The following is a 26,306-nucleotide window of genomic DNA, read 5'->3' on the forward strand; positions in this document are numbered from 1 at the left end:
TCCTCATTAACTAACGATCTACAGGCACGGTCATCCGTGTCTGTCGTAAAAGAGGATGAGCCATCCCATCCCCTTTGTTTTCCTGTCTCCCGCGTGGAGAAACAGAGAAATTAGAATCGGTACTCCACGCCAGCCTGCACCGTTCTTCCCCGGCTTGGCGTGTAGCCCAGTGATTCGCCATAGCTCACGATGTAAGTACGGTTAGCGATATTCTCGACGGAACCACGTACCGTCAGGCTGTCAGTCAGACGATAGCTGGCGTACAGATCGTAAACTTCATACTTGGGCCAGTCGGCTAAATAGGCGGAGTTGGCTGGCGCGGCAGCGTCCTGATAGCCGGGAGCAAAACGCATCGTGACGCCCATATCCAGCTTGCGGTCGAAGACGCGCGTCCCCAGCGTGACGGAACCACGGTCGCCCGGCAGATAGGCGGCGTTGCTGAGTAACAGCGTTTTTTGGCAAGTGAAATCACTGGCCGTGGTATCGACAGGTGTGGAGTAGTAGTTTCTTCTGGTGCCGCCTACGGTCGTGACGCCACCCATCCAGGCCATTGGCGCACAGAAATCGTTATTGCCGATCATGTGGGTGTAGGTGGCATCGACATACAGAAAGCCCGCGTCGTAATTAAGCTGGTATTCCATACCGCGGAAGCGGCTCTTCGCCAGATTGTTCTGGAACACAGAGTTGCTGAGGGAATCGCCGTTATAGCCGGGTTTGGTGCGGGCACCATTCAGGCTGATGTAGTTATTTATCTTGGTGTCGAAATAGGACACCTTGGTGACCAGCCTGTCGCCGTCGACGAGCAGGTCGGGCTGCTGAATATTGAATCCGATCTCCCAGGCACGGGAACGCTCCGGCTTGAGATTGGGGTTCGGATACAGGTAATAATTGCCCGCGCTGTAGCTGCCGTTAGCAAAGGTTTCGCTGACTGACGGCGGACGCCAGGATAGACCATAGCTGGTGTACAGCTGTAGCCATTCAACGCCGGGGCGGACACCAGCAAACAGCGTGGGGGATAGTTTGCCGTGCTCGTCATCGACATTCCAATCCTGCGTGGTAGTCACGAACGGCGAGCAGAGCGCGATCGACCGTTCAGTGCAGGGGTCCGTAACGGTATAGGGGATTTCCCGATAGCTGATGCTGGTGGTGCCGCGTAACCGGTAGCGATCGTAACGCAGGCCACCTTGCAGCGTTACCCACTCGTCGTACGCGTAATTCAGATTCGCGAACAGGCTGGCCATCGCACGGTTCCCTTCCGGGGTCGCGTTACTGGCTGTGCTATTGCTGCTGTCTGTGGTGATCTTGTCGTAATAGAAGTCCAGCCCGTAGTCGGCTTTCAGATCGTGCGCGCCCTGCTGCCACAGCGTCGAGGTATTCTGCGCTTGCGCCCCGTAGGTGCGTAACCGCGTGCTCTCGTGATAGGCGCTGTTATTAGAGGTAGCATAGTTGTCGGTGTCGTTATTGGTATCGGCGTAATAAATCTTGGCCTTAAAATCCAGCCAGCGCTGGTTGTCCGGTTTCAGGCTGTAATCCAGCGCGGTACTGCGCGCCATAATTTCGCTGTGCCCGCTAGCCTTCCAACCCAGTTCGGTATTGGAAAGGTTGGACAACGTCCCGGCATTTTCAGAAGAGGTTTGCGTTTGCATATAGCTGAGCTGGAAGCGCTGATTAGCTGGCAGATTCCAGCCGATTTTCGCCAGCCGCGAGCGCATGGTGTAAGCTGCGTTGGCCACTTTTTGATGCTTTAAGTTATTGGCCCATTCTTCGTAATTATTTGAATTGCCGGGGATACGGATATTACCGAGGTTGCCATCATTACCCGGCCAGTAGTCGCCCAGATGACGTTCGCTGGCACCGACCAGAATATCGCCAGTTTCGTTACCCAGTGCGAGCACGCCGCTGCCGATAAAATGCGTTCCGTTGTCGCCCGTGCTGGCGTGCAGTTTTCCGCCCAGTTCTTTACCCGGAGCGAGAAAATCTTGAGCGCTGACGGTATTAAATGTAGCGACGCCGCCCAATGTACCCGCGCTGCCCATCACGTTTGTCGCGCCTTTTTCAATCGTTGCGCCAGAGAGCAGCTCTGAATCGATATACATCTGTCCATTGCGCTGGCCGTAGCCGGTTTTTTGAAAATTCTGCCGCACGCCGTCGATGTTCATATTCACGCGACCGAAATCCTGTATGCCGCGGATGTTGACCGACAGCGACGGGTCCTGCTGGCTGACGCTGGAGTAAACGCCAGCGGACTGCTCCAGCAGATCGGCGGCGTGGCGGGAAGGGCGGTTATCCATCTGTTCGCGTGAAATAACGCTGATCGCGCGCGGCTGTTCGTAGATCCAGTCGCCGGGATTGGCGACGGTAAATGCGCGAACTGTCATGACGTCGTCTATTTTGGCCGTATCGACGTTGACTGGACGAGGGCGCAGGGTAATGACGCCATTGCTGCCGATCTGGAAATCGACCGGATTAGTGCCGATCAGCCTGCGCAGCCCTTGTTCTGGCGTGAAGCGCCCTTGAAGCGCAACGGCCTGCATATTTTCCAGTTTAACGTCGGCAAAAAAGACCTGTAACCCCGCCTGTTCGGTGAAACGCAGCAACGCGCTGCTCAACGGCTGCGCGCCGATGGAAAAGGCGGCGCTTTGACGAGCCGCCTCCTGAACGCTGGCGGCCTGCGTTTCTGCTTGCGCATAGTGGAGCGAGCCAGACAACGACAGTGCGATGCCGACGGCAAGAGAAAGTGGATTACGTTGTAACAAGCGGCTGTCTTGCTGTTGTGTTCTTTTAAACATTTTTCGCCTGGTCTGCCATCTGTTAAATCATCAATAAGCATTAATAAATAAAGGGATAATTGGCCCTCTTTTTCTTAATGAAAATGATAATAAAAATCATTACCTAAATATGAAGACGGCTGAGATGACAGAACCCGTAAAAAAATATTTAAATTTTTTTCTCCGGCGCGTTGCGGCCTTGTGAACGTAAAGGGAATTTATGCGTGATTACCACGCCTGAGCGGCGTGGCAAGAGTGGGGAAGACAGGTGGGAGAAAGAATTAGTACAGAACCGTGACGCCGGGGAGTGAAACGGTTTTGGCACCCAGTTCGGTGGCAATGGTTTGCAGCGCGCCATCCAGCTCGTTCAGCGAAAAAATGCCGCTAACCTGACGCTGACGCAGGGCTGATGTAGGGATGACGATCGTCCCCGATCGATACTGATTGATACGTGAGATCACGATAGCCAGAGGTTGTTGATCGAAGATCAGCAGGCCGCGTCGCCAGTCGCCGCGCTCGCGGCTATTCCAGTCGGGGAGACGAGTCATCCCTTGTTCGGTGTAGCGTGCCGCCTGTTGCTCATCAAGCCGCAGTGTTTGCCCGTTTGCCGTGACCTGAACGCTGTGCTCCACCACGCCGACGGTCGTGGTCTGTGAGGAGTTTTGCACGATGAACTGCGTGCCCAGCGCCTGTGTGGTGCCCGATGCAGCATCAACCAGGAAAGGGCGCTTTTCCTGTGCAGTCGTTGGGGCGACGGTGAACCAGGCGGAACCTTGCAGCAGCGTGACGCGTCGTTCTTGCGGCGTATAGGCGAGCGAAATGGCGCTGCCCGCATCCATATCGACTTCACTGCCGTCCGGCAGCGTAACGTGTTTGACCTGATGCGCCGCATGATAATCCGAGCGCAGCATGAGAATGCCGTCGGAAATCCACGTCGCGCCGAGACTGAAACCCAGTAGCAGCAAGGCGGCGATTTTCCACTGTGTTGCGCGATTAACACGCCTGATGAGAAAGGTTGCCGGCGGCTGTGGTTGCAGCACCTGTTTTTGCTCGGCGCTGAGTGATCCGAGCCCGTGCCAGAGCCTCCCTGCCTGTTCCAACGCGTGACAATGGCGCGGATCCTGCGCCAGCCAGTGTTGGAATGTCAGTTCCTGTTCATCGTCCAGCGGCGCTTCGGCCAAACGGATGGCCCATCGTGCTGCCTGCTGTAGGATTTCAGGGGGATAATCGTTCATGTTGTAGGCCTGGAGTGTGTAGGGTCTCTAAATACGTAGACGTCTGGCGGCAATAAACCCGTAAATAATTTGTGATTATTTCACGATGTGCGACGCGTTTCACGAGGCGCGGATCGTCATCATTGCATTCAGCGTCATGGCAAGATGCTTCTCAACAGTGCTGAGGGAAATCTCCAACTGCTGAGCAATTTGCGCCTGCGTCATGTGTTCAAACCGATGCAGATGAAATATCAACTGCGTGCGTTCAGGCAGCGTCGCCAGTACGTTTGCCAGACGTTCCAGCTCCTGCTGGGCGATGGCCGTTTGATCGAGCTGGGGTGCGGCATCCGGCAGGTATTCCAGCGTCGCCTCCGCGTCGTCAACGGATGTCGCCATCTGCCAGCGCTGCTGGTGGCGGACATGATCAAGCAGCAAATTATTTGCTGTCTTATAGAGATACGCCTTCTTGTCGTCTACATCATCTTGCTGTTCCAGCCGTTGTGCCAACCGTAAAAAACTCTCTTGCACCAGATCTGCCGCTGCCTGAGGGTCGCGCAGTTTATGATTGAGATAGCGTTCTAACCGCTCTGCATAGTGGTTGAACAGCATTCTGAGTTCAGACTCTGACATGCCAACGTCCCGTCAGGTGACCTTCCCGCCGACTCTGCGGCAACAGAACCCCTTTCCCTTGCCACGGCGCTCTCCATAGCGATCCTGTCCGTTGATATCGACGGGGTAAGGCCCTGAATAATAAATTTAATGTAATTGATAATTATTATCACATATGACGAACCGGAAAGCAGAGTTAAATCTTCTTCAGATTGGCGGATTCTCGCCATCGACTACACTTATCTTTGCTGGCTTATTATTTAATCAGGAGATACAGAGATGACTACGAAGGACTCAGAGCAGGATCCTAAAGCCGTGACGGTCAGCGAAGGGCTGGCAAAGGTGCATGAGGCATCAGAGCAGTTGACGGAAGAAGAGATTGAAGCGCTGGCGGAAGAAGCCAGACAGGCCGCCACGCAGACGCAGAAAGCATCGGGCAGCGCGCCCTAGTGTAATGCCGCGGGTTGCAGAACGGCGCGACAGGTAGCGCAACGTGGCAGGTTTTTTGCACAGACATTTTGCAGATAGTGATGAAAAACAAGATGGTTTTCTCTCTGTAAGGAAAATGTATGCACGATAAATTACTCATAGAAGGCAAGCTGGTCGCGGGGAAAGGCGAGGCGTTAGCGGTATTTAATCCTGCCACAGGAGAGCAAATTGCCGCCATTGCGCAGGCCGATCTGCACCAGGTTGATGCAGCCGTGCTGGCCGCGGAGTCCGCTTTTGCACACTGGGGCCAGACCACGCCGAAAACGCGTGCGACGCTGCTACTACAGATTGCCGATGCCATCGAGGAAAACGCCGAGACGTTTGCCGAGCTTGAATCGCTGAACTGCGGTAAGCCCTACCATGCGGCTCTGAATGATGAAGTGCCTGCGGTCGCCGATGTGTTTCGCTTTTTTGCCGGCGCGGCGCGCTGTCTGAGCGGTTCGGCGGCGGGAGAGTATCTCGAAGGGCACACCTCAATGATCCGGCGCGATCCAGTTGGCGTGGTGGCGTCCATCGCCCCGTGGAATTACCCGCTGATGATGGCGTCGTGGAAACTGGCACCGGCGCTGGCGGCGGGAAACTGTGTGGTGTTGAAACCGGCGGAGCAAACCCCGCTGACTACATTCTATCTGGCGCATCTGCTGGCGGAGATACTGCCTGTTGGCGTGGTGAATATTGTGTTCGGGCGTGGAGCGGATATCGGCGATGCGCTAACGGGACATGAGAAAGTGAATATGGTGTCGCTGACCGGTTCGATTGCGACTGGCGCGCATATTCTGTCGCATACCGCCGCGAGCGTAAAACGGACGCATATGGAGCTGGGTGGCAAAGCACCAGTGATTGTCTTCGACGATGCTGATATCGATCAGGTGGTTGATGGGATCCGCAGTTTCGGTTTTTACAATGCGGGGCAGGATTGTACCGCTGCCTGTCGGCTGTATGTCCAACGTGCGATTTACGATGAGGTCGTAGAAGCATTAGGAAAAGCGGTGGCGACGCTGAAAATGGGCGATCCACACGATGAAACCACCGAGCTGGGGCCATTGATTACCGAGCCGCAGCTGGAACGCGTGATTGGCTTTGTCGAACGCGCCAAAGCGTTACCGCACATTACGGTGGTGACCGGTGGCGAGCGGGTAAAAGGGCAGGGATTCTACTTCCAGCCTACGGTGCTGGCGGGGGCAAAGCAGGAAGACGAAATCGTCCAGAAAGAGGTGTTTGGGCCGGTTATCTCCATCACGCCATTTGACGATGAAGCGCAGGTGATTGGCTGGGCTAATGCCTCGCATTACGGGCTGGCCTCGTCGGTCTGGACGCGCGATATCGGGCGGGCGCACCGTCTGGCTGCGTGCCTTCAGTACGGCTGTACCTGGGTAAACACCCACTTCATGCTGGTGAGCGAAATGCCACACGGCGGACAGAAGCTATCTGGCTACGGCAAGGATATGTCGATGTACGGTCTTGAGGATTACACCATCGTGCGCCATATCATGATCCGGCACTGAGGATCTTCGGTCTGCTCAGGGATTCTGTTTGTCCTGCACGAGAAGCAGGCAATGATATAGCGCGTTTGTCCAGCCTCGGCGTGCCCCAAAAAAGGGCGCGCTGGGCAAAAGCAGGGCATCACACGTTACTTTGATTTTTTTCATACTGGCATTTGCCATTCTTGTTGGTTATTAATTCCATCCATTCGTATTTAGTTCAAATCATCTACTGAATTTTTGGATTAGATCGCGTTTTTGTATTTTATTTTGATTTGGGGCGGGCGACTGGCGTGTTATGTGCATTAATTAAAGTGGCATCGCGTGATGTCCGTTTTCAAGGAGCGCATTTTGTCCAGATCAAACGCCCACCTTAACCCGCTAGAGTGTACTCAGCAGGCACTGCATTGGATTCATAGTGACACGCTATCCCACGATGACATGGCGGCACTGAATCGAGAAGTTTTGAGTTGTTTTCGTGAATACGTCAACCCAGGTTTTCTGGAGTACCGAAAATCTGTCACTACCGGCGGCGATTACGGCGCAGTCGAATGGCGCGCCAGCGGCCCGAATACGCTGATTGATACCCAAGGGAATGAATATCTGGACTGCCTCGGTGGTTACGGCATTTTTAACGTTGGGCATCGTAACCCTAACGTCATTGCTGCCGTTGAGCGCCAGCTCGCCAGACAACCGCTGCACAGTCAGGAATTGCTCGACCCGCTGCGGGGATTACTGGCAAAAACGCTGGCGGCGCTGACGCCAGGCGATCTGAAATACAGCTTCTTCTGCAATAGCGGAACGGAATCGGTTGAGGCGGCTTTAAAGCTGGCGAAGGCCTACCAGTCACCGCGCGGTAAATATACCTTTATCGCCGCGACAGGTGCCTTCCACGGGAAATCGCTGGGCGCACTTTCCGCCACCGCCAAACCCGCATTTCGTCGTCCTTTCATGCCGCTGTTACCCGGCTTCCATCATGTTGCTTTTGGTGACATCAGCGCCATGCGCAAGCAGGTTGAGCAGTGCCAGAAGACCGGCGATGACGTGGCTGCCATCATCCTTGAACCTATTCAGGGAGAAGGCGGCGTGATTGTGCCACCGGAAAATTACTTGCCTGCGGTCAAAGCATTATGCGATGAGGTCGGGGCATTGCTGATTCTGGATGAGGTGCAAACCGGCATGGGGCGCACGGGCAAGATGTTCGCCTGTGAGCATTATGGCGTGCAGCCTGACATTCTGTGTCTGGCGAAGGCGCTGGGCGGCGGCGTGATGCCGATCGGTGCCACGGTGGCGACGGAAGAGGTATTTTCCGTGCTGTTTGAAAATCCGTTCCTGCATACGACCACGTTTGGCGGCAATCCGCTGGCTTGTGCGGCGGCGCTGGCGACGGTCAATGAGTTGCTGACGAAGAATCTGCCGGAACAGGCGGCCATACAGGGGGAATATTTATTACAGGGCTTACGGCAACTGGCGGCTGAGTATCCTCAATTGATTATCGAAGCACGAGGAATGGGGCTGTTACAGGCTATCGAGTTCAGGAAAAACGAGATCGGCTATGCCTTCGCGAAAGAGCTGTTTCAACGTAATGTTCTGGTTGCGGGCACCTTGAATAATGCCAAATCGGTCAGGATTGAGCCACCGCTTACCATCACGCGCGAGCAATGTGCCCGAGTGTTGAAAGAAGCGAAGGAAGTGCTCAAGAAACTCAATGGCACCATGCCTGACGAAAATAAAATGAAGGAATATGCGGTAGAGTGAAAAACGAGACGGAAACACGCAGCACCCCATTATGTTCATTCCGAAAGCCAGTCAGACCTTACTGACTGGCTTTTTTTATCCGGTTCCCGACACGATTTTTCGACATGACTCAATGGCCTTTACGGGCGATCAGCACATTCAGCGGTGCCATGGGAAATGGCTGATGACGGTGGGTTTCGACAGAGCTAAAGTCGGCAGCCAGTAGCCACTGCGTCAGTTGACCTTCCCGCGTGACGTGGCGTCCACTCATTTGCATCGGCAGGTAGAACGGCAGAACCGGTGCGGCATCCTCCGGCGCTTCGGCAATTTCCGCCTGTGCCAGAACCAGCGTGCCCTCCGGTGCCAGAGTATCGTGGAGCATGGTCAGCATGGCGGGGATGTCCTCGACAAAATGCAGGAACGAGGAACTCCAGATCAGATCGTATTTCTCGCTGGACAATGCGCCGCTTTGCGCCGACAGACGTGCGGATAATCCGGCAGCGTCGATATTGCGTTGTGCCACGGCGGCGGTTTGCGGCAGATCATACACCGTACCGGAGATCTGAGCGTGACGCAGCGCCAGCGTAATCGCCACCCAGCCGGGGCCGCCGCCCAGATCGAGAACGTGTTTGATTTGCGGGAAATCCGGCAGGCCGGAGATAAGCTGCTCGGCACGGTCAGCCGTTATCGCCCGCTGTTCCTGAGCGATTTGCTGTTCCGCGGCGCTGGCCCACGCCGCATCGCGTGGCAACTCGCTCAACTGCGTCAGCAGCGGCTGATGCATACCGTCGCCGAGCCCCTGACCAAACTGACGCAGGCTGGTCAGGCGAAAACGCCAGGCGTCGCCCAGAAAACGTGAACTGCTGTGACAGAGCACGGCGGCGCAGGCCGGAGCGGTGCGATAGCCGTCGTGATGACGCGTCAATAGCTGCATGCTCCACAGCAGTTCAAGCAGAAAACCGGTTTTATCCGGCTGCCAGCCCAGCGCTTCCGCCAACTGTTTCGGTGTAGTGACCTCTTCCAGCCTGTCGAAAATCTGCTGTTCCAGCGCCAGATATAAGGCATCCACCTTCACGCTGCTGGCGGCAAGTTGCCATAACGTCTCTAATGGATTCATAAGTGGTTTTTCCCATTGATGGTCAGTCGATAGGGAATATGCTATCTATAAATGAGAATCGTTATTATGTTCATTGTTATGCGAGGCGGCGTTTTTCATATGCGAAACGGCGGGGGGAAGATGGCGCAAAGACAGCAGCAGGTGCGAGAGGGATTATCATCGGGCGATCGGTGTCGGATGAGTGAGGTGAATCGTGCTGATTCGCGTCGAATACTGCCGGACGGCATTGGCGAATGCTGGTCGGATTTCAGCCGTATTGATACGGATCTGTCGCTAGCTCGTTCGCAATATCGCCCGCGTCGTGCCTTGGTGGAGGAAACGCAGAACCCGCACTCGCAGCCGATGCTGGTTATGACGTTTGCGCTGGCAGGGGAGTCTGCTTATTACGATTGCGGCGGTTCATCGATCTGGTTTCGCCAGCAGCATGTCACGATTACGACGTTTGGTGCCAGCGTGGGCGAGCGCCATTATCAGGCGCAGCAGCAGGTCGATCAGCTACGGCTGCTGGTGGGGAAAACGGCGGCGACGCGCTATTTTGGCGCGGACTGTGCCGAGCAGTTGTTCAACGATGATGGGGTACAGCAGCGCGCATTTACGCCCGTCTCTGCGGCCAGTCAGGTTCACGTCAATGCGCTGTGCGGTGATAGCGATCCGCTAAATCGCCATATCCATGCCTTAAGCCTGCTGGCGCAGTATCGTCACTTCCTGCAACCGGAAGAGAAGCGCGGCGCTATTCACCCACAGGAACGGCAGCAATTGGAGCAGGTATGTTGCTGGATGCGTGAACATCTGGCTGAACCGCTGACGCTGGCCTGCATTGCGACTCAGGCGGGAATGAGTGAATCCAGACTTAAACTCGGGTTTCATCGCTGCTTTGCGACCACGCCGGGTCAGATGCTATTGCGGATGCGGATGGAGCGAGCGCATCAGCTACTGGAACAGGGATTCCAGGTGGCGCAGACTGCCTGGCAAGTTGGCTATCGGCACCCCGCTAATTTCAGTCTGGCATTTACACGCTATTTTAACCGCAACCCGAAAATGATTACTTCGCGTAAGTAAAAATACCCTACTGGCATTAATGTGATGATTTTGTCATAACTATTTACCATTATTTTCCTTTGATTATATTCCCGTGCGTTATTTCGGCATGCGGTTCCTGAATCCGAGCTTTTGTCCAAATTCTTCTATACTTCATCCAGCAGTATCAACGTGTAATGAATATTGCGACCAATAAGTTGTTCATTTTTCAGCGCGCAGTCGGGTGGTTCCCTGTGCATGAAAGTGAGCGTTGTATTTTTAATAAAGGGTCGCTTTTTAAGCAAAGGAAAAAAGAATGAGATTAAAAAAGAAAAAAATTGAACCGATGAAAATTCAGGACATTACCATTATTGATAATGCCAGACTCAAAAAAGCCATTACCGCTGCCGCACTGGGTAATGCGATGGAGTGGTTTGATTTTGGCGTATATGGCTTTGTGGCGTATGCGCTCGGACAGGTCTTTTTCCCCGGAGCCGATCCCGGCGTACAAATGATCGCCGCGCTGGCAACGTTCTCGGTTCCCTTTTTGGTTAGGCCACTCGGCGGGATATTCTTTGGTGCGATGGGAGATAAATTTGGTCGCCAGAAAGTCCTGTCGATCACCATTATTATCATGTCGGTGAGTACATTCTGTATCGGCTTGATTCCGTCCTATGAGTCGATTGGTATTTGGGCACCGATATTACTGCTGTTGGCGAAACTGGCGCAGGGATTCTCCGTCGGGGGAGAATATACCGGTGCAGCGATTTTCGTTGCCGAATATTCCCCGGACAGACGACGCGGCTTTTTAGGGAGCTGGCTGGATTTCGGTTCTATTGCCGGGTTCGTAATGGGGGCAGGCGTCGTGGTGTTAATTTCTTCCATCGTGGGAGAAGAGAGTTTTCTGGAATGGGGATGGCGTATTCCGTTCTTTATTGCCGCACCGCTCGGATTAATCGGGATTTATTTGCGCCATGCGCTGGAGGAAACGCCGACATTCCAACAGCACGTTGACAAGATTGATAAAGAATCAAAAGACAGCATCCAATCTCCACCGAAGATTTCTCTGCGTGAAATTGTGACTAAGCAATGGAGAGGTCTGCTGGTGTGTATTGGGATGGTGATTACCACCAATGTCACCTATTACATGCTGTTGACCTATATGCCGAGCTACCTTTCACACAGCCTGAATTACTCGGAAGATCATGGGGTGATGATTATTATCGCCGTCATGATCGGGATGCTGTTTGTGCAGCCGGTGATGGGGCTGATGAGCGACCGCTATGGGCGCAAGCCGTTTATTATTTGCGGCAGTATTGGGCTGCTGCTGCTGTCGGTGCCCAGCTTTATTTTGATTAACAGCGATGTGATTGGGCTGATTTTCTGCGGATTACTGATGCTGGCCGTACTGCTGAACTCTTTCACGGGCGTGATGGCTTCAACGCTTCCTGCCTTGTTCCCTACGCATATTCGCTATAGCGCGCTGGCGACCTCATTTAACGTTTCCGTGCTGATTGCGGGCTTTACGCCAACGGCGGCGGCGTGGCTGGTGGAGTCTACCGGTAACTTATATATGCCGGCGTACTACCTGATGGTGATTGGGCTGATCGGCTTGATTACCGGGATGTCGATGCGTGAAACCGCTAACCAGCCGCTGAAAGGCGCCACGCCAGCGGCATCGGATCGGACGGAAGCCAAAGAACTGTTGCAGGAACAGTACGACAATATTGAGCAGAAAATAGAAGAGATTGATGAGCAAATCGCCGAGCTGGAGAAGAAAAGAAAACGGCTGACCGAACAGCATCCTGAGATTAATTGACGCAATTTACTGGTAGTAAGCAAGCGCCACGGATGTGGCGCTTTTGCTATGCCACCTACAACCTAGCGACCAATGAGCCGCAACTGGGTGCAAAATGGGCAACCACAGCCGTTAACGGAGGTTGCATCGCACTGGCCGGGGTGAATGGTTTCCAGCCCCATTGGCGTAAAACCAGAAAAGGTGCGCTTAACCTCATCGATATTGCGCAATCCAGTCTCAGTAGACTGAGCTATCTTAGCCTGAAACGCCGAGGCTTGTGTCGCGACGAGGGAAAGAAACAGAACTGACAGACCTTTTTTCATCGGGCTTATCCGCTATGGAATTTGGTCTGTTATAACATAACGTATTTGGCCGCGCCAGAGCAGCCGACCGTCCGAATGGGGTCGGCTGTCTGAACAATGTCGTTCGATTAACGGAACGGTGGCTCGTTAAAGGTGCGCAGCTTACGCGAGTGCAGCTTATCGCTTTCCGCCCGCAGCAGATCGATAGCGCAGATGCCAATCTGCAAATGCTCCGAAATCGCCCCTTCATAGAAACGGTTTGCCTGCCCCGGCAGCTTGATTTCACCGTGCAACGGCTTATCTGAAACGCACAGCAGCGTGCCGTAAGGGACACGGAAGCGATACCCCTGCGCGGCAATCGTCGCACTTTCCATATCTACCGCGACGGCGCGACTGAGGTTAAACCGCAGGGCAGAGGCCGCATAGCGTAGCTCCCAGTTGCGGTCATCAGTGGTGACAACCGTGCCGGTACGCAGGCGCTGTTTGACTTCTTCCCCCGGCATACCGCTGACCATCTTGGTGGCGTCGTACAGCGCGCGCTGCACCTCGGCGATGCTGGGAATCGGGATATCCGGCGGCAAAACGGCGTCCAGTACGTGATCGTCACGCAGGTAAGCATGCGCCAGCACATAATCACCGATGGACTGGCTTTCGCGCAGGCCGCCACAGTGGCCGATCATCAGCCAGGCATGTGGACGCATCACCGCGAGGTGATCGCAGATGGTTTTCGCGTTGGATGGCCCGACGCCAATGTTGACCATCGTAATTCCTTTGCCCTGACGGGGAATCAGATGATAAGCCGGCATCTGGTGGTTCTTCCAGGCCAGATCGGACACCGTCTGCTCGGGATTAGGCGTCTCGGCGGTGATGTAAATACCGCCCGCGCAGGACAGCGCCTCATACGGGCTATCGGGATCGGCAATCTGCGCACAGGCCCAGCGTACAAACTCATCGACATAGCGCGTGTAGTTGGTGAAGAGGATGAACGGCTGAATATGTTCCACCGGCGTGCCAGTGTAGTGGCGAAGCCGCGCCAGCGAGAAATCGGTACGCAGCGCGTCGAAGTGCGACAGCGGCGATGTGGTGGTGGCGTGAAACAGCCCATCCGCCGTCTCGTCCCCAATCTGCGACAGCTCTGTCGTAGGGAAATGCTTGGCGATACCAGCACTCATCGAACGGTCAAGAATCAGGTCGGAACCGTCGAGCACGTAGGGGAACGGGATTTCCTGCTGTGACGGGCTAACCTCGATGGTGACGTCATAATCGCCTTCCAGCAGCGCCAGCTGTTCCGCCAGATAAGCGCGTAGAAATGCCGGGCGGGTAACGGTGGTGGAGTAGCTGCCGGGATGGGTAAAACGCCCATAGGCGCGATGGCGTGGATGGCCGGTTGAATTGCCACTCCAGCTAACGCGCAGGGCAGGGTAGGCAAATAGCCCCGCCGCGCGTGCGTTGGCATCAGGCAGCGTGCCATCATTGATGAAGTCCCCGATGGCATCGCGCAGTGCTGAGACGGCCTCATCATACAGCGCTTCCAGTTTATCCAGAGTCTGAGTGACGGTAAGACTGACGTGGGATCCGCTGTTGTGCATACTCTCTCCTTTAATCACGCTCTACACCATACCCGTCATACTTCAAGTTGCATGTGCGTTGGCTACGTTTAGTCACCCGAATCACTTACCTGAGTAAGCTCATCGGGATGCCTTCCCTTGCCGCCTTCCTGAAACTCGAATTATTTAGGGTATATTCAATTTTGTACTTCGGCAGAGGTTAGCTCACAGCGTAACTGAAGATGCGCAGCCCCGCCATCGTGAAATCTGGCAGGGCTGTGAACGTGGAGAGAAGCGGGTGCTTAGGCTGTGTCCCATAATAGATTAGTGCTTGTGGCGACCGGAGAGGTTCGCTGCGCTCACCGCGAGTATCGACAGCACGCCGAGTGCCGCCGCCGGTGCCAGCACGCCCCAGAAGGCACGTTCGATATACGGGATCCCTTCAGCCAGCACGCGTCCCCATTCCGGCGTCGGCGGTGAGGCGCCCAGACCTAAAAAGCCGAGCGAGGCCAGCGCCAGCGCGATGCCAGGCAGTTTCAGCATAGCGTGACGGAAAAGCGGGCCAATCAGCGCGGGCAGAATATAGAACAGGCTGCGCCGTATCGGACCGACGCCGAGAATCGGCAGCATCCGAATATAAGGGCGCGCATTGATTTCGGCGACCAGCGCCGCTGTGTGGGCTGCGAGCGGTGCCCAACTGACGGCAATCACGGCAATCGCCGCGCCCGTTGCCGTCGGGCCATTGACCGCAGCAACCAGCAGCCCCGCAATGACTGGTGGCAGGGCGTTAGTCACTTCAATCGGGCCGGTGAGCAGGCGCGGAAAGAGTCCAACCAACAGGCCAATCGCCAGACAGGCCAGCGACACCGCCAGCGCCAACAGACAGGTATTTAACGTACCGTGTGCGACGCGTGCCAGCAAATCACGCCCCATCGCATCCGCGCCAAAAGGCAGCAGGAACGACGGCGGTTGCAGGCGCAGAAAGGCAGAAGTATAGGGATCGCGCGGCAGACCAGCCAGCAACAGAAGCGCCAGCAGCAGCACGCAGATAATCGGCAACCAGATGGCATGACGAGACGCGGGGCTACCGCTCTCTTCCGGTACGGGCATCGCGCCGCTCCGCAGCGCGCGTCCGAGAATCAGCAGCCGCACACCGCTGGCGGCGATGCCAGCCAGCGAGGCGATGAGCAAGAGAATCAGCACGCCGATCTGCAAGGCGGGCAGATCCTGCGCAGCCGCTGCCCCCAGCGTTGCACGTCCCAAACCGGGAATCGCGAACACTTTTTCGACGGCGATAGCACCGCCAGTTAGCGAGACCAGCACCAGCCCGACTAGCGGCATCACGCTGGGCAACGTGCGTTTCAGCACGGCCAGTGCGATATGACGACGGTTCACGCCCGCCACGCTCCAGGTAGTGAGCCAGTTTTCGCTAAAGGTAGCGGAGAGTGCATCGGCAATAATCCGGCCAAGGTAACCGCCAGCAGGAATACCGAGCGCCAGCGACGGCAGCACCGCGTAGTGCAAGCCCAGCCAGCCATAGGGTGGGAACCACTGTAGCCAGACGGCACCGACGATTAGCAGAAACGACGCCAGTAGGAATTCGGGCAGTGCGGTAAACAAGGCGGCGAACAAACCGCCTGAACGATGAACCTGACCGCGCAATCCCTGCCGAAAGGTAGGGGCGCACAGCACGGCAGCCAGCGTGAAGGCCACCAGCGCCGAGGACGCCATTAGCGTGAGCGAGACGCCCGCCGCTTGCAACATCCCCGGAAGGACCGGCCGACCAGAAACCCAGGAGTTGCCTGCATCGCCGTGCAACAGGCCAGTCAGCCAGTTCAACAGCAATTGCAGCGGGCCTTGATCCAGCCCCAGAGAGTGACGAATCGCGTTTAGCGTTTCTGCCGTCGCTTCCTGCTCGCCGGAACGGGCGCGTAGCAGCGCCAGCGCCGGATCCTGGCCGGATAACCACGGCAGCATACCAATCAGCACCACAATCCCCGCCAGCGTCAGCAGCCGCGAAAACAGCGGGATCAGCACGCCGTATCGCGGGCGTTGCGTCTGGTTGATGGTTGCACAGGTGCGGCAATACAGCGATTCGCTCATAAACTCGTCATCTTTCTGGTTGCGGGTGCGCTATCTGTTACTTTGCGCATATAACAATATGCGTGGCTGAGTTAATCAGCGTGCGTTCACGCGGGTCGCGCAGTGCGTCTTTTACCTGTGCGCTTTCACCTTGAATCACGCGCTCATGCAGCATTGGGATCGCGGCATCGCTGGCAAGAATTAGGTTTTCTGCCTGCATGATGGCCTGACGGCGAGCTTCGCCAGCAGGAATCGAGGCTGCTTTTTGCAGCGCCTGATCGATCTCTGGTCGGCACAGCTGAGCGATATTGAATGACCCTTCGCAGGCGAAGTCGCTGTATAGATAAGCGACCGGATCGCCGGAATCCAGCACCGTCGCGCGCGATAAGATAAAGGCGTCAAACTTGCCAGCTAGCGCGTCGGACTCGATCTGTGAATATTCACGCACCACCTGCTTTACCGTAAATCCAGCGGCAGTGAGCTGCTGTGCCAGATAGACCGCCACTTCAGGCAGTTCGGCGCGATCGCTGAAGGTTGCCAGCGTAATGGTGGCACCCGCAGGCTTACTGGCTTTGACTGGGCTCGCTACTGGCTGACGCAGTTGCGCGGCCCACGGCAGGGCTGGACCTAACAGACCCTGCGCGATATCGGCGCGCTTCTCATACACGTTATCCACCAGCTGTTGGCGATTGATCGCATCGCGCACGGCTGCACGCATCGCGGGATCTTGCATCACGCCATGGCGCGTATTCAGATATAGTGTATTGGTGCGCGGCATCGGAACTTCATGCACCAGCGATTGATCCAGCAACGGTGCCTGAGAAACCGGAATGGCTTCGACAATATCAGCCGTGCCGGTACGTAATGCAGCGGCACGCGCCGCGCCGTCGGACACAAAGCTGACGTCGATACCGCTGGCCTGTGCTTTCTCACCCCAGTAACCGTCGAATCTATCCAATACCGCGCTGCTGGTGCCGGTGACGGTACGCAGAACGAATGGGCCACTTCCGGTGTTGATCGGATTGACGACGCCATTTTTACCGTATGCCGCGGTGGAGAGAATCGCCAACTGTGGGCTGGATAAACGCTGTGGCAGCAGCGGATCCGGTTTAGCGGTGGAGACAACGACGGCGTTATCGCCATCGGCTTTCACCGTTAACTGCACGCCGTCCAGAATGCGCGGTTTGGGGGCGGCGGTGGAGGCCACGGTGAGCGCATTCACTACCGTGGCGGCGTTTAAGGCGGTGTTATCGTGAAAATGGACGTTCGGGCGCAGTTCAAAACGCCAGGATTTATCATCGATCTGCTGCCATTTTGTCGCTAGCGCAGGCTGGGCTTCGCCGAGTTTGTCGAGTACCACCAGCGTTTCTGCCGTGCTCCAACGCGACAGCTTAAAGGCATCATCGCTCAGCGGCGTCAGGCCGGAGCGCGGCGGCTGAAGCATCGCCAGTTTGATTCGACCGTCATGATGCGAGGTGTGATTTTCCTCCGGCTCGTTGAAGCAGCCTGAAAGCAGCAGCGTGGCTGATAGCAAGCCAGAAACGGGCCACAGGCGATTACGCATATTCATCAATCTGTCCTTATTCATTCACGGTTGAAGCGGATTTAAACGGGCGGCAGATGACCATCATCGCCAGCGAACTGCACAACGGCACGGCGGCGAGCAGCACCCACGGAATGGCGGCCTGTGGCGACGGCGTCAGCGCGCGGTCAAGCTGGCTGCCGAGTACAAAGTTGCCGACGAGAACGGCGATGCCGCCCATCGACGCCAGCGCGCCATAGTGCGCACCCAAATTCTGGTTGTTGGCAAAGCGCGGAATAAGGTCCATCCCGACAGGAACGATCAGCATCTGCCCCAGCGTCAGCAGGGTAATCAGCGAGATAGCGGGAAGCAGGCGCTGCCACCCGTCAGGCGGCGTGCTGGAGGCAAACAGCGCGACGCTAAAGAATGACGCGGCCAGCAGCGCGAAACCCAATGGCAGCATGCGCGCCGCGCCAACCCGGCGGGCGAAACGTGCCAACGGGAGCTGTAATCCAATTACCAGCAGAGAAGCGAGGACAAACAGCGGACCGAGATCTTTCTCGCTGCTGCCGGAGCGATGTAGTTCAACCGGCAGTGCCAGATAGAGCTGGTTGTAGCTGAACAGGTAAGCGCTGTAGGCGATGATGAACGCGACAAAGCGGCGCTGGCGGAAGGTTTCCCACCACGGAGCAATCTGTAATTCGCCCCGATTGCGCTGCGTTGGCGGCAGGTTGAAAAACAGAATGATGAGTGCAATCACAAACACGCCCGCACCGGCTAGCGCCACGCGCTGGAATCCGTATCCCGCCAGCACCGAACCGAGTAACGGCCCCAGCACTGCGCCTAACTCGCCGCAAATGGCAAACAGGGCGAACCACTCGGAGCGGCTACGTTTTCCCTCTTTTTCACTTTGCGTACCGGCCTGTGCCATCAGCGCTTCAATGGCGGGAGAGAACAGGGCACCGCCGACACCGGTTAGACAGGCACCGAGGATGATCGGCCACAGCGAGTCGCCTAATGCCAGCAGGAGATAGCCGCTGATACGCACAACGCAGCCGCACAGGATGGTCACGCGTGCACCGAAGCGGTCAGCCAGCGCACCGCCGACTAAAAACATGCCCTGCTGAGAAAAGGTGCGTAAACCAATCACCAGCCCGATGGCCCAGCCGGAAAGCAGCATGTCGTCGCGCAGGAAAATTGCCAGAAACGGCACGACGGCATAAAAGCCAATGTTGAAAACAAGCTGGCTACCCAGAAGCAACGGGGGATAAGGCCGTGGGGCGTGGTTGGCGGTAAGGTCTGACATGTCATGATCCGTTATAAAAAGCCCGTGACGGGGAATGTGTTATTGATGCGATATTTTATGGTAAAAAGCGCGTTTTCAGCGAGCTAATAGCCTGACGTCGATAGCGCGGGTACGGCCTGCAACAGATGGGCTGTGTGTGCCTGCTGCGGCGAAGCCAGCACCTCTGCGGTGGGGCGATCTTCAATAATGCGTCCGCCGTCCATGACCAGCATTCTGTCGCACAGCCCGGCGAGCATGGAAATGTCGTGCGAGACCATCAGCAAGCCCATGTTGTTTTGTTCGGTGACCTGTTGAAGCAGGGCTTTAATCTGTTCGCGCAGCGGCAAATCCAGACCGCTGACAGGCTCGTCCGCCAATAAAAACTCGGGTCGAACAATCAACGCTCGCGCCAGCGCAACGCGCTGTGCCTGTCCTCCGGAAAGCTGTCCGGCGACCTTATCCAGAAGCGTGACGCTCAGTCCTACCTGATCCATGACTTCGCTCAGTCGGGCAGAACGATTTCTATCAGCGTGACGGATCTCATCAGGGCGGAGTCGCTTCAGCGGCTCGATGAGGAGATCGGCGACGCGCTGACGTGGCGCGAGCGAGCCTGCCGGATCCTGCGGAATGTACTGAACGCGGCGGCGATACCAGAGCAGCGAACGCACCGAACCGGGCTTAATCACGTTGCCGTCGCAGTACACCGCGCCACTCTCCGGCGCTTCAAGCGCGAGCAGGGTTTTTAGCAGCGTGGATTTGCCACAGCCTGATGCACCAACCAGCCCGACGCGTTCGTGCTGTTGCAGGTTCAGCGACAGGTCGTGAAAAATCGCACTGACGGGATCGGCCTTTTGCCACGGCAAACGTGACGTCTGGCGATAACGGCTGACGTGCTCAAGACTTAAAAACGGTGAGGGAACCGCATGCAGGTGATGGTTCATCCGGCGAGTGCTCCGGCAACGCGTGAAGGCAGTTCCTTCGTCGTCAGTAACACACTGTCAGATAAAAGCGTGTCAGCGCGACGAGCAGCAGCAACCAGACTGCGGGTATACGGCTGCTGTGGTGCATTCAGTAGTTGCTGCATACTGCCAGATTCAATGACTCGCCCGTTTTCCATCACTAGGCCACGTTGGCAGAGCTGGGCGGCAACGGCGATATCATGCGTAATAAACAGCAGGGCGGGAGCATCTGGCTGCACGCTACGTTCCTGTAAGACCTGCAATACCTGCTGCTGGGTCATGACATCAAGCGCGGTTGTGGGTTCGTCGGCCACCAGCAGGCGCGTCTTGCCGAGCAGCGCAAGGGTAATACAAATGCGCTGGCGCTGACCGCCGGATAATTCGGCAGGATAGCGTTGCAGCAGGTTGGGAATATCATCCAGTTTCATAGCAGCCAGAAGGGCAGAAAGCTCAGCGGAAGAGGTGGTTTTCAACGCCAGAGACAGCTGTTTTCCCAACGGCATGAGGGGATTGAGCGCCGTTGCGGAGTCCTGGAATACAGCGGATACCCGGCTAACAGGTGGGCGTGCCAGCGCTTTCAGCTGACTGACCTCTTCGCTATTCACTCGAATACTGCCGCTAACCTGGCAGCCCGGCGGCGGTGTGCCGATTACTGCTTTAGCGGTGAGGGATTTGCCTGAACCGGATGCGCCGAGTAAACAGACACGTTCACCCGCAAACAGCGTAAAGCTGATATCACTGACTTTGGTTTCACCACCAATAGACAGGCTCAGATTCTCTACCTGAAGAATGGCGTCTGTGTGTCTGTTCCAGTTGATCATGGATAATGTATAGGGTCAGTGTAAATCGATATGTAATAACATAACAAAATACAACAAGGTGATGCAAAGGAAATGTGATCCAGAACGTATAAATTGGCGCATCAACGCGCTCTTAGTCGACCGCGTCGATGGTGAGACAGGGAGGGGAGAATAATCGCAGGGAAGCGCGACTATCTTTAGAGCCTAGTCATTCGGTGAATCAACCAGCTGTGCCAGTTCCGCCGCGCTCAACTGAGTAATCTGACAAACCTGAGCAGGTTCCATGCCGCTAAGCAGAAGCTGATGAGCAATGTTTCGAGCACTGGCTTTCATACCTTGTGCCATACCATGCTGTATCCCCTGCTGCATGCCATACTTGATGCCTTTTTCAAACCCGATTTTCTCAAGCTGCTGTGCGATAGTCATGATCGCCTCCCGATCCGTTGACAGAGACTGTGCGACGGCCTCAATAAACTCTGCTGGCATTGAGGTGTTGCCGCTCCGCGCGATGTAAAACAGTATCGCTCTTTTTTGCGGCAGCGGTACCTGCCAGCGCTCAAATAATAGCCCGATATCCTGCGCCAGTTCCAGCATATCTCGCGTGCGGATGTGTTTTTGTACCAGTTCCAACAGCGCCACGCGGCGATGCGTCTTGATATCCTCATCCGGTATCACCGTGAGGTCAACCAAAGGAAAGGAGGCGTTGTAGAGTTTCTCAGCCTGAATAGCGTCAGCAAAACCATCGAGCCAGCGCAGCGTATAGGGATAAGGGCTACGCTGGCCGTGATAAAACAGCAAAGGAACGACGAGCGGCAATGTATCGTGGCCTTGAGAGAGATGTTGCTGCATGGCCGCCAGCGCGTAGCGCAGCAGGCGAAATGGCATCAGCTTTTCTGGGCGACTCTGATGCTCAATCACACAATAGATATAACCTTGCCCTGCGGTGGTCTGAATTGAGTACAGCATATCCGATATTCTTGCGCGTAATTCCTCGTCAACAAAAGAGGCCGATTGCAGTTGTAGCGAGCTGAAATCGCAGATAGTCCTGATTTCTTCTGGCAGATGGATGGCGAAGAAATCCTTTGCGACGGCTGGATCGCTGAGAAACTGTTTAAAAATCGCATCATGCGCGGCCATGCTGTTTTTCCGTCCCTGAATAATCTGTAGGCAATGGTAAAAGAAGCAGATATGTGCAGGGAAGAAGCGCGGAGGACGACTGCGTCGGTATGGAAGGATGTACGCAAGAAAAGTGAGAAATGAAAGTAACGACGCGATCTCACCGGGAGCGAGATCGCGTTAAGGTGTGAGGTTTAGATCTGCTGTGCGGCCAGCCACTGGCGCAGGCGTTCGGGCTGCTGTGCGCCGCTCAGGCGAGCCTGTTCTTCACCATTGACGAGCCATAGCAGGGTCGGTAGCGTCCTGACCGCCAATTGCTCCGCTAGCGCAATGTGATGATCGGCGTCCAGATAATTACTGGGTAGTTGTCGGTATTCCTCATTACCCAGAATCGCTTCTAACTGGCGGTAGAGGCTTTTGCAGTGGACGCAGCGTTCAGCGCCGACCAACAGCAGCTGTGGATCAGGTTGGGTTGCCAGCTCAGGCCAGTCGTCGGCGGTCAGCGGAGCAAAACGCTCGCGGTCGACGGCAAAGAGCTTCGGACTGCGCTTGAGGTCTTCACTGTCGGTCGCGACGCACAGGGCATCGCCGCCCTTTTTGTAGGGGCGTGTGCCGTCGATGCGAACCACGCTGGCGAAGCCGGGAGCGGCGGCACCGGGTTGACGTAGCTGGGTGTTGTCGGGGGCGAGCACCGGAGTTTCCTTTGGGCGCGGTAGCTGTGGCACCCACTCGTAGGGCACGCGGTAGGCGCGGTACAGCATGTTGGTATTCACCGTCTTGCCCCAGTAGGGGGAAATAAACTCCCAGACAATTTCGTGATCGACGGTCACTTCAAACAGTCGACCATTGGCCCCTTCGTTAATCAGCGTATTGCCGTTCGGCAGACGTTGGATATTGCTGATGTACGGGCTGTAAAAACGGAAGGCGTCGGTCGGGTGCGGGATGCCCGCTTCGTACGGTGAATAGCGCCAGACAATATCCAGCGTTATCGGGTTGATTTCCAGCACGCGGGAATAGTCACGCCAGGCGTTTTTCACGCCGTCAGCCGATGCCGGGTTGGGCGCGCCGTAGCCTGCCCAACCGCCGTTATCAAACACCAGAATATTGCCCGCGCCCGGCAAGCCGGCAGGGATCATATGCGCGTGATGCTGGCCGATAATCCAGCCAATGTGTTTGAGTTCCGGTGTGTTGTAATTCGGACCAAGCTGCCAGACGATATTGCCGCTCTGCTTGTCGATGATGGCGATGATGTTGGATTCGCGCGCGTCCCAGATGATGTTATCCGGGTGGAAACGGGTATCGCCCTGATCGAACCACGGATTGGGGCCGAGTGCCGACATTGAGTTGATATGCATCCAGTCGCCCATCCCGCCGCCGCTTTTGCGCAGGTTAGGGTTGTTGTACAGCGCGGTTTTCGCGTCGTCATCAAAGCCCAGCTCATCGAAATGGTCGCTGCATCGCCATTCCCACAAAAGATTGCCCTCCCAGTCCACTTCGATGATGGTGTCGTCGAGCAGCAGTTTGTCGCTAATGCGTTCATTGTGCAGGTTGGTATGCGCCAGCAATAGCGTGTTGCCGCCAATCGACTGAGGTTCCTGCCCCGGTGCGTAATAGCCTACCGGATTACCGCTGCGCTGGTAGTCATGATGGACGCGCGCCATCCATTCTGGCGGAAGGTCAGGATCGGTAATGTGCTCATAGCCGTTGAATTTCCACACGACGTTGCCGTCCCAGTCCACCTGAATCAGATCGACCATGTCCTGCATGCCGTAGCGCGAGTCGCGTTCGCCGCTGTGCCCGAGGATGTAACCGCCGGGCAGGATTTTGTTGGGGAAGCCGTGCAGGCCTTCCCACAGGCGCAGTTCGGTGCCGTTCATATCCACCAGTACCGCGCCACGTTCCAGCGCCTGAAAGACGGTGTAGCCGCCCCAGGCTTTTTCCGGGTTGTAAATCGTTGTGCCGGTCGGGTAGACGGAAGGGTGTCCCATAATAGTGCTCCAGTATTTACGTGTTCAGAGAAGAGAGGGCCGCCGTATCGGCAGGCTGCGTCAGCAAGGCGAGCAGCTCGCTGCACTGCTGGTGAAAGGCCTTATTGTCACGCTGGCGCGGATGCGGCAGCGAAATCGTCGCAATCTGGCGGATACGTCCCGGGCGCGGGGCCAGCACGACGACGCGATCGGCGAGATAGACCGCTTCCTCGACGTCGTGGGTGACCAGCAGCGTCGTGGTGCCCTCCGCCTGATGAATGCGGCGCAGCTCCTGCTGCATCTGCTGGCGGGTTAACGCATCCAATGCGCCAAAAGGCTCGTCCAGCATCAGGATGCGTGGATTTGCGACGAGCCCGCGTGCGATAGCCACACGCTGTGCCATGCCGCCGGAAAGCTGAGCGGGCAGGGCATCAGCAAAATCCTGCAAATGCACGAGCTGAATAAAGTGGTCGATCAGGCGCTTCCGTTCTTTGTCGTCGATGGCTTCATTCGCCAGCCCGAGTGCGATGTTTTGTCGCACCGTCAGCCACGGAAACAGGCGCGGTTCCTGAAACACCATGCCGCGCTCACGTCCGATACCGCGCACGGTTTTCCCTTCGACCAGCACGCGTCCCTGATAGTCGTTGTCCAGGCCGACCAGCATGCGCAGCAGCGTGGATTTGCCGCAGCCGCTGCTGCCGACAATCGCCACCAGTTCACCGCTGTGAATCGACAGTGAAAAATCTTCAATCACTGTCAGTGCCTCGCCCTGTACGCGAAACTGTTTACGAAGTCGATCGAACTGCACCACCGGCGGTGATACGTCAAGGGGTGTGGATGTCATGCGATTTCTCCTGCGGAACGCCAGCGCGTCATCCGCTGTTCCAGACCTAATCCGACGCGGTCGAGCACCGCGCCCGTTAATCCAATCAACAGCATGCCGCTGATAATCAAGGGCATATCCAGCAGCTGCTGGGCGTTGATCATCAGGCTGCCGATCCCGGTGCCGGATGACATGAAATATTCCGCACCGATGGTGCCAAGCCAGGCGTAAATCAGCGACAGACGTAAACCGGCGAAGATCGCAGGTGCGGCACCCGGCATAATCAGCACCCGCAGGCGGGTCCAGAGACGGAGTTGCAATACCTGTGCGACTTCCTGTAACGCCTGAGAACGCAGGCGAATACCGCGATGACTGGCCACCAGCATGGGGAAGAATGAGGCCAGCGCGACAAACGTGATTTTCCCGGCTTCGTCGTTGCCAACCCAGGCAGTCAGCAGCGGTAGCCAAGCAAATAGCGCGATCTGGCGCAGCGTCGCGACCGTAGGGGTAAAGAGGGTATCGCTGGTGGCATTCAGCCCCAGCAGCACGCCGCACACGAGGCCTGCGGCAATACCAGCTATCGCACCAGCGAGCGCACGGGTCAGGCTGGCCTGCATCGCCTCGGTGAGTGAACCGTCACGCACGCCTTGCAGCAGCATATGCCACACATCAGCGGGCGGTGGCAGCAGCAGCGGCTCGATCCAGCCAAAACGGCTGGCCTGTTGCCAGAGCAGCAGAAGCAGAAAGGGTAAAACCAGCGCGGATAAGCGGCGAGATGGTGCGGTAGTTAAGCGACTGAGCGGCGGGTGTGGCCAAAAGACCAGACGGCGTTCCAGTTGATTGATTGTCCACTCCATCGTCAGCCCCGCCAGCCCGATGACGGCGATACAGACAAACACAATATCCAGTTGAAACAGCTGGCGTCCCCACACCAACAGATAGCCAATGCCCTGAGACGACGCCAGCAGTTCGACCACGATTAGCGATACCCACGCCTGCGAGAGCGCCAGCCGTAAGCCAGTTAACCAGGTGGGGAGCGCGGCGGGCAACGTTAATTTGATGAGGCGCTGATGCCACGGCAAGCGCAGCGTGCGAGCGACTTCCTGTAGCGCATGCGGCACGTTGCGCACGCCCGTTTGCGTATGCAGCGTCACAGGGATAATCACGGCCTTGATGATGACTGCGAGCTTTAAACCATCATCAATGCCGAACAGCACCATAAACAGCGGGATCCAGCCCAGCGTTGGAATTTGTGCCAGCGCGTATACCGTTGGGTGCAGCAGGTGTTCGGCGCGGCGCGAGGCGCCCATCAGTGCCCCAAGTAGCGTCCCTGCAAGAACGCCTGCCAGCAGGCCGCTAGCCAACCGTTGCAGGCTGATAAAGAGCTGCGGCAGGAGATCGTTGTGCCAGAGTTCGACGGCAGTTTTAGCGACGACATCGGGAGCCGGGAGAATCTGGGCGGGCATCCAACCGTAGTGGGTGCTGATATACCACAGGGCCAGCACTGCCAGTGGCACGATTAGTGGTACGACAAGCGACACGACTAGTGGCACGGCAAGAGAATAGACCCGCGCTATCGGCAGAGAAGGCCAGGCGATCGCGGTTTTTTTCAGCGGTATCGACTTATTCATTTTATTTCCGAAAACCATCGCAGTTGGATGAATAGGGAATAA

General features: G+C 56.4%; 20 protein-coding genes. 5 read left to right on the forward strand and 15 right to left on the reverse strand.

Annotated features, from left to right (window positions below; genetic code table 11):
* Window positions 1–110: 110 nt before the first annotated feature.
* The 3 genes from BJJ97_RS12680 to BJJ97_RS12690 all read right to left on the reverse strand — a co-directional run bounded on the left by BJJ97_RS12680 (window position 111) and on the right by BJJ97_RS12690 (window position 4,612).
* Window positions 111–2,789, reverse strand: coding sequence for a TonB-dependent receptor (locus BJJ97_RS12680; RefSeq protein ID WP_095994158.1), 2,679 nt, complete (start codon window positions 2,787–2,789; stop codon window positions 111–113).
* Window positions 2,790–3,049: 260 nt separating this feature from the next.
* A complete protein-coding gene (locus tag BJJ97_RS12685) occupies window positions 3,050–4,003 on the reverse strand; it encodes a FecR family protein (RefSeq protein ID WP_095994159.1) in 954 nt (317 codons plus the stop codon).
* A 99-nt stretch (window positions 4,004–4,102) separates the two neighbouring features.
* Complete coding sequence (locus BJJ97_RS12690) at window positions 4,103–4,612, reverse strand: RNA polymerase sigma factor (protein WP_095994160.1); 510 nt, start codon at window positions 4,610–4,612, stop codon at window positions 4,103–4,105.
* Window positions 4,613–4,870: 258 nt separating this feature from the next.
* Between BJJ97_RS12690 and BJJ97_RS22140 the strand changes: the two genes are divergently transcribed.
* The 3 genes from BJJ97_RS22140 (at window position 4,871) to ygjG (ending at window position 8,319) form a co-directional block, all read left to right on the forward strand.
* The gene (locus BJJ97_RS22140) at window positions 4,871–5,041 is read left to right on the forward strand and encodes a hypothetical protein (RefSeq protein ID WP_167385198.1); all 171 of its coding nucleotides are present in this window, start codon (window positions 4,871–4,873) and stop codon (window positions 5,039–5,041) included.
* Between the two features lie 119 nt (window positions 5,042–5,160).
* Window positions 5,161–6,585: an aminobutyraldehyde dehydrogenase gene (gene patD / locus BJJ97_RS12695; protein WP_095994161.1), complete on the forward strand. Its 1,425-nt coding sequence runs from the start codon at window positions 5,161–5,163 to the stop codon at window positions 6,583–6,585.
* 327 nt (window positions 6,586–6,912) lie between these two features.
* Complete coding sequence (ygjG, locus tag BJJ97_RS12700) at window positions 6,913–8,319, forward strand: putrescine aminotransferase (RefSeq protein WP_227003520.1); 1,407 nt, start codon at window positions 6,913–6,915, stop codon at window positions 8,317–8,319.
* 109 nt (window positions 8,320–8,428) lie between these two features.
* Here the strand turns inward: ygjG and BJJ97_RS12705 are convergent, their stop codons facing one another.
* Window positions 8,429–9,415 carry a class I SAM-dependent methyltransferase gene (locus tag BJJ97_RS12705; RefSeq protein ID WP_095994163.1) on the reverse strand — a complete coding sequence of 329 codons (987 nt, stop codon included), beginning with the start codon at window positions 9,413–9,415 and terminating at the stop codon, window positions 8,429–8,431.
* A gap of 66 nt (window positions 9,416–9,481) precedes the next feature.
* Between BJJ97_RS12705 and BJJ97_RS12710 the strand changes: the two genes are divergently transcribed.
* Complete coding sequence (locus tag BJJ97_RS12710) at window positions 9,482–10,474, forward strand: AraC family transcriptional regulator (RefSeq protein ID WP_193438334.1); 993 nt, start codon at window positions 9,482–9,484, stop codon at window positions 10,472–10,474.
* A 274-nt stretch (window positions 10,475–10,748) separates the two neighbouring features.
* Window positions 10,749–12,251 (forward strand): glycine betaine/L-proline transporter ProP, encoded by a 1,503-nt coding sequence (gene proP / locus BJJ97_RS12715; protein ID WP_095699026.1) that lies wholly within the window; start codon window positions 10,749–10,751, stop codon window positions 12,249–12,251.
* Window positions 12,252–12,313: 62 nt separating this feature from the next.
* Here proP and BJJ97_RS12720 read toward each other — a convergent pair whose 3' ends face one another.
* The 11 genes from BJJ97_RS12720 to BJJ97_RS12770 form a co-directional block, all read right to left on the reverse strand.
* Entirely contained in the window at window positions 12,314–12,553 is a 240-nt protein-coding gene (locus BJJ97_RS12720) for a hypothetical protein (protein WP_095994165.1), read from the reverse strand.
* A 107-nt stretch (window positions 12,554–12,660) separates the two neighbouring features.
* Window positions 12,661–14,121: an AMP nucleosidase gene (locus BJJ97_RS12725; protein WP_095994166.1), complete on the reverse strand. Its 1,461-nt coding sequence runs from the start codon at window positions 14,119–14,121 to the stop codon at window positions 12,661–12,663.
* A gap of 282 nt (window positions 14,122–14,403) precedes the next feature.
* Window positions 14,404–16,182 carry an ABC transporter permease subunit gene (locus BJJ97_RS12730; protein ID WP_095994167.1) on the reverse strand — a complete coding sequence of 593 codons (1,779 nt, stop codon included), beginning with the start codon at window positions 16,180–16,182 and terminating at the stop codon, window positions 14,404–14,406.
* Between the two features lie 37 nt (window positions 16,183–16,219).
* On the reverse strand, window positions 16,220–17,731 hold the full coding sequence (locus tag BJJ97_RS12735; RefSeq protein WP_095994168.1) for an ABC transporter substrate-binding protein: 1,512 nt from the start codon (window positions 17,729–17,731) through the stop codon (window positions 16,220–16,222).
* A gap of 10 nt (window positions 17,732–17,741) precedes the next feature.
* The gene (locus BJJ97_RS12740; RefSeq protein WP_095994169.1) at window positions 17,742–18,989 is read right to left on the reverse strand and encodes an MDR family MFS transporter; all 1,248 of its coding nucleotides are present in this window, start codon (window positions 18,987–18,989) and stop codon (window positions 17,742–17,744) included.
* 83 nt (window positions 18,990–19,072) lie between these two features.
* Complete coding sequence (locus BJJ97_RS12745) at window positions 19,073–19,909, reverse strand: ABC transporter ATP-binding protein (protein WP_095994170.1); 837 nt, start codon at window positions 19,907–19,909, stop codon at window positions 19,073–19,075.
* A complete protein-coding gene (locus BJJ97_RS12750; protein WP_193438335.1) occupies window positions 19,906–20,748 on the reverse strand; it encodes an ATP-binding cassette domain-containing protein in 843 nt (280 codons plus the stop codon). The genes BJJ97_RS12745 and BJJ97_RS12750 overlap by 4 nt, the downstream gene beginning before the upstream one ends.
* Window positions 20,749–20,931: 183 nt before the next feature.
* Window positions 20,932–21,864: an Rpn family recombination-promoting nuclease/putative transposase gene (locus BJJ97_RS12755; RefSeq protein ID WP_095994171.1), complete on the reverse strand. Its 933-nt coding sequence runs from the start codon at window positions 21,862–21,864 to the stop codon at window positions 20,932–20,934.
* A gap of 173 nt (window positions 21,865–22,037) precedes the next feature.
* Window positions 22,038–23,831: an aryl-sulfate sulfotransferase gene (locus BJJ97_RS12760; protein WP_095994172.1), complete on the reverse strand. Its 1,794-nt coding sequence runs from the start codon at window positions 23,829–23,831 to the stop codon at window positions 22,038–22,040.
* A 16-nt stretch (window positions 23,832–23,847) separates the two neighbouring features.
* Entirely contained in the window at window positions 23,848–24,654 is an 807-nt protein-coding gene (locus BJJ97_RS12765; RefSeq protein WP_095994173.1) for an ABC transporter ATP-binding protein, read from the reverse strand.
* On the reverse strand, window positions 24,651–26,264 hold the full coding sequence (locus BJJ97_RS12770; RefSeq protein WP_095995369.1) for an ABC transporter permease: 1,614 nt from the start codon (window positions 26,262–26,264) through the stop codon (window positions 24,651–24,653). Before BJJ97_RS12770 ends, BJJ97_RS12765 begins: the two co-directional genes overlap by 4 nt.
* Window positions 26,265–26,306 lie beyond the last annotated feature (42 nt).

The sequence above is a fragment of the Pectobacterium polaris genome (genome assembly GCF_002307355.1).
GTDB classification, from domain to species: Bacteria; Pseudomonadota; Gammaproteobacteria; order Enterobacterales; family Enterobacteriaceae; genus Pectobacterium; species Pectobacterium polare.

Coding starts and splice junctions, on each gene's coding strand:
- BJJ97_RS12680 (WP_095994158.1), bottom strand. CDS start 2,789: ATGTTTAAAAGAACACAACAGCAAGACAGCCGCTTGTTACAACGTAAT.
- BJJ97_RS12685 (WP_095994159.1), bottom strand. CDS start 4,003: ATGAACGATTATCCCCCTGAAATCCTACAGCAGGCAGCACGATGGGCC.
- BJJ97_RS12690 (WP_095994160.1), bottom strand. CDS start 4,612: ATGTCAGAGTCTGAACTCAGAATGCTGTTCAACCACTATGCAGAGCGG.
- BJJ97_RS22140 (WP_167385198.1), top strand. CDS start 4,871: ATGACTACGAAGGACTCAGAGCAGGATCCTAAAGCCGTGACGGTCAGC.
- patD (WP_095994161.1), top strand. CDS start 5,161: ATGCACGATAAATTACTCATAGAAGGCAAGCTGGTCGCGGGGAAAGGC.
- BJJ97_RS12705 (WP_095994163.1), bottom strand. CDS start 9,415: ATGAATCCATTAGAGACGTTATGGCAACTTGCCGCCAGCAGCGTGAAG.
- BJJ97_RS12710 (WP_193438334.1), top strand. CDS start 9,482: ATGTTCATTGTTATGCGAGGCGGCGTTTTTCATATGCGAAACGGCGGG.
- proP (WP_095699026.1), top strand. CDS start 10,749: ATGAGATTAAAAAAGAAAAAAATTGAACCGATGAAAATTCAGGACATT.
- BJJ97_RS12720 (WP_095994165.1), bottom strand. CDS start 12,553: ATGAAAAAAGGTCTGTCAGTTCTGTTTCTTTCCCTCGTCGCGACACAA.
- BJJ97_RS12725 (WP_095994166.1), bottom strand. CDS start 14,121: ATGCACAACAGCGGATCCCACGTCAGTCTTACCGTCACTCAGACTCTG.
- BJJ97_RS12730 (WP_095994167.1), bottom strand. CDS start 16,182: ATGAGCGAATCGCTGTATTGCCGCACCTGTGCAACCATCAACCAGACG.
- BJJ97_RS12735 (WP_095994168.1), bottom strand. CDS start 17,731: ATGAATATGCGTAATCGCCTGTGGCCCGTTTCTGGCTTGCTATCAGCC.
- BJJ97_RS12740 (WP_095994169.1), bottom strand. CDS start 18,989: ATGTCAGACCTTACCGCCAACCACGCCCCACGGCCTTATCCCCCGTTG.
- BJJ97_RS12745 (WP_095994170.1), bottom strand. CDS start 19,909: ATGAACCATCACCTGCATGCGGTTCCCTCACCGTTTTTAAGTCTTGAG.
- BJJ97_RS12750 (WP_193438335.1), bottom strand. CDS start 20,748: ATGATCAACTGGAACAGACACACAGACGCCATTCTTCAGGTAGAGAAT.
- BJJ97_RS12755 (WP_095994171.1), bottom strand. CDS start 21,864: ATGGCCGCGCATGATGCGATTTTTAAACAGTTTCTCAGCGATCCAGCC.
- BJJ97_RS12760 (WP_095994172.1), bottom strand. CDS start 23,831: ATGGGACACCCTTCCGTCTACCCGACCGGCACAACGATTTACAACCCG.
- BJJ97_RS12765 (WP_095994173.1), bottom strand. CDS start 24,654: ATGACATCCACACCCCTTGACGTATCACCGCCGGTGGTGCAGTTCGAT.
- BJJ97_RS12770 (WP_095995369.1), bottom strand. CDS start 26,264: ATGAATAAGTCGATACCGCTGAAAAAAACCGCGATCGCCTGGCCTTCT.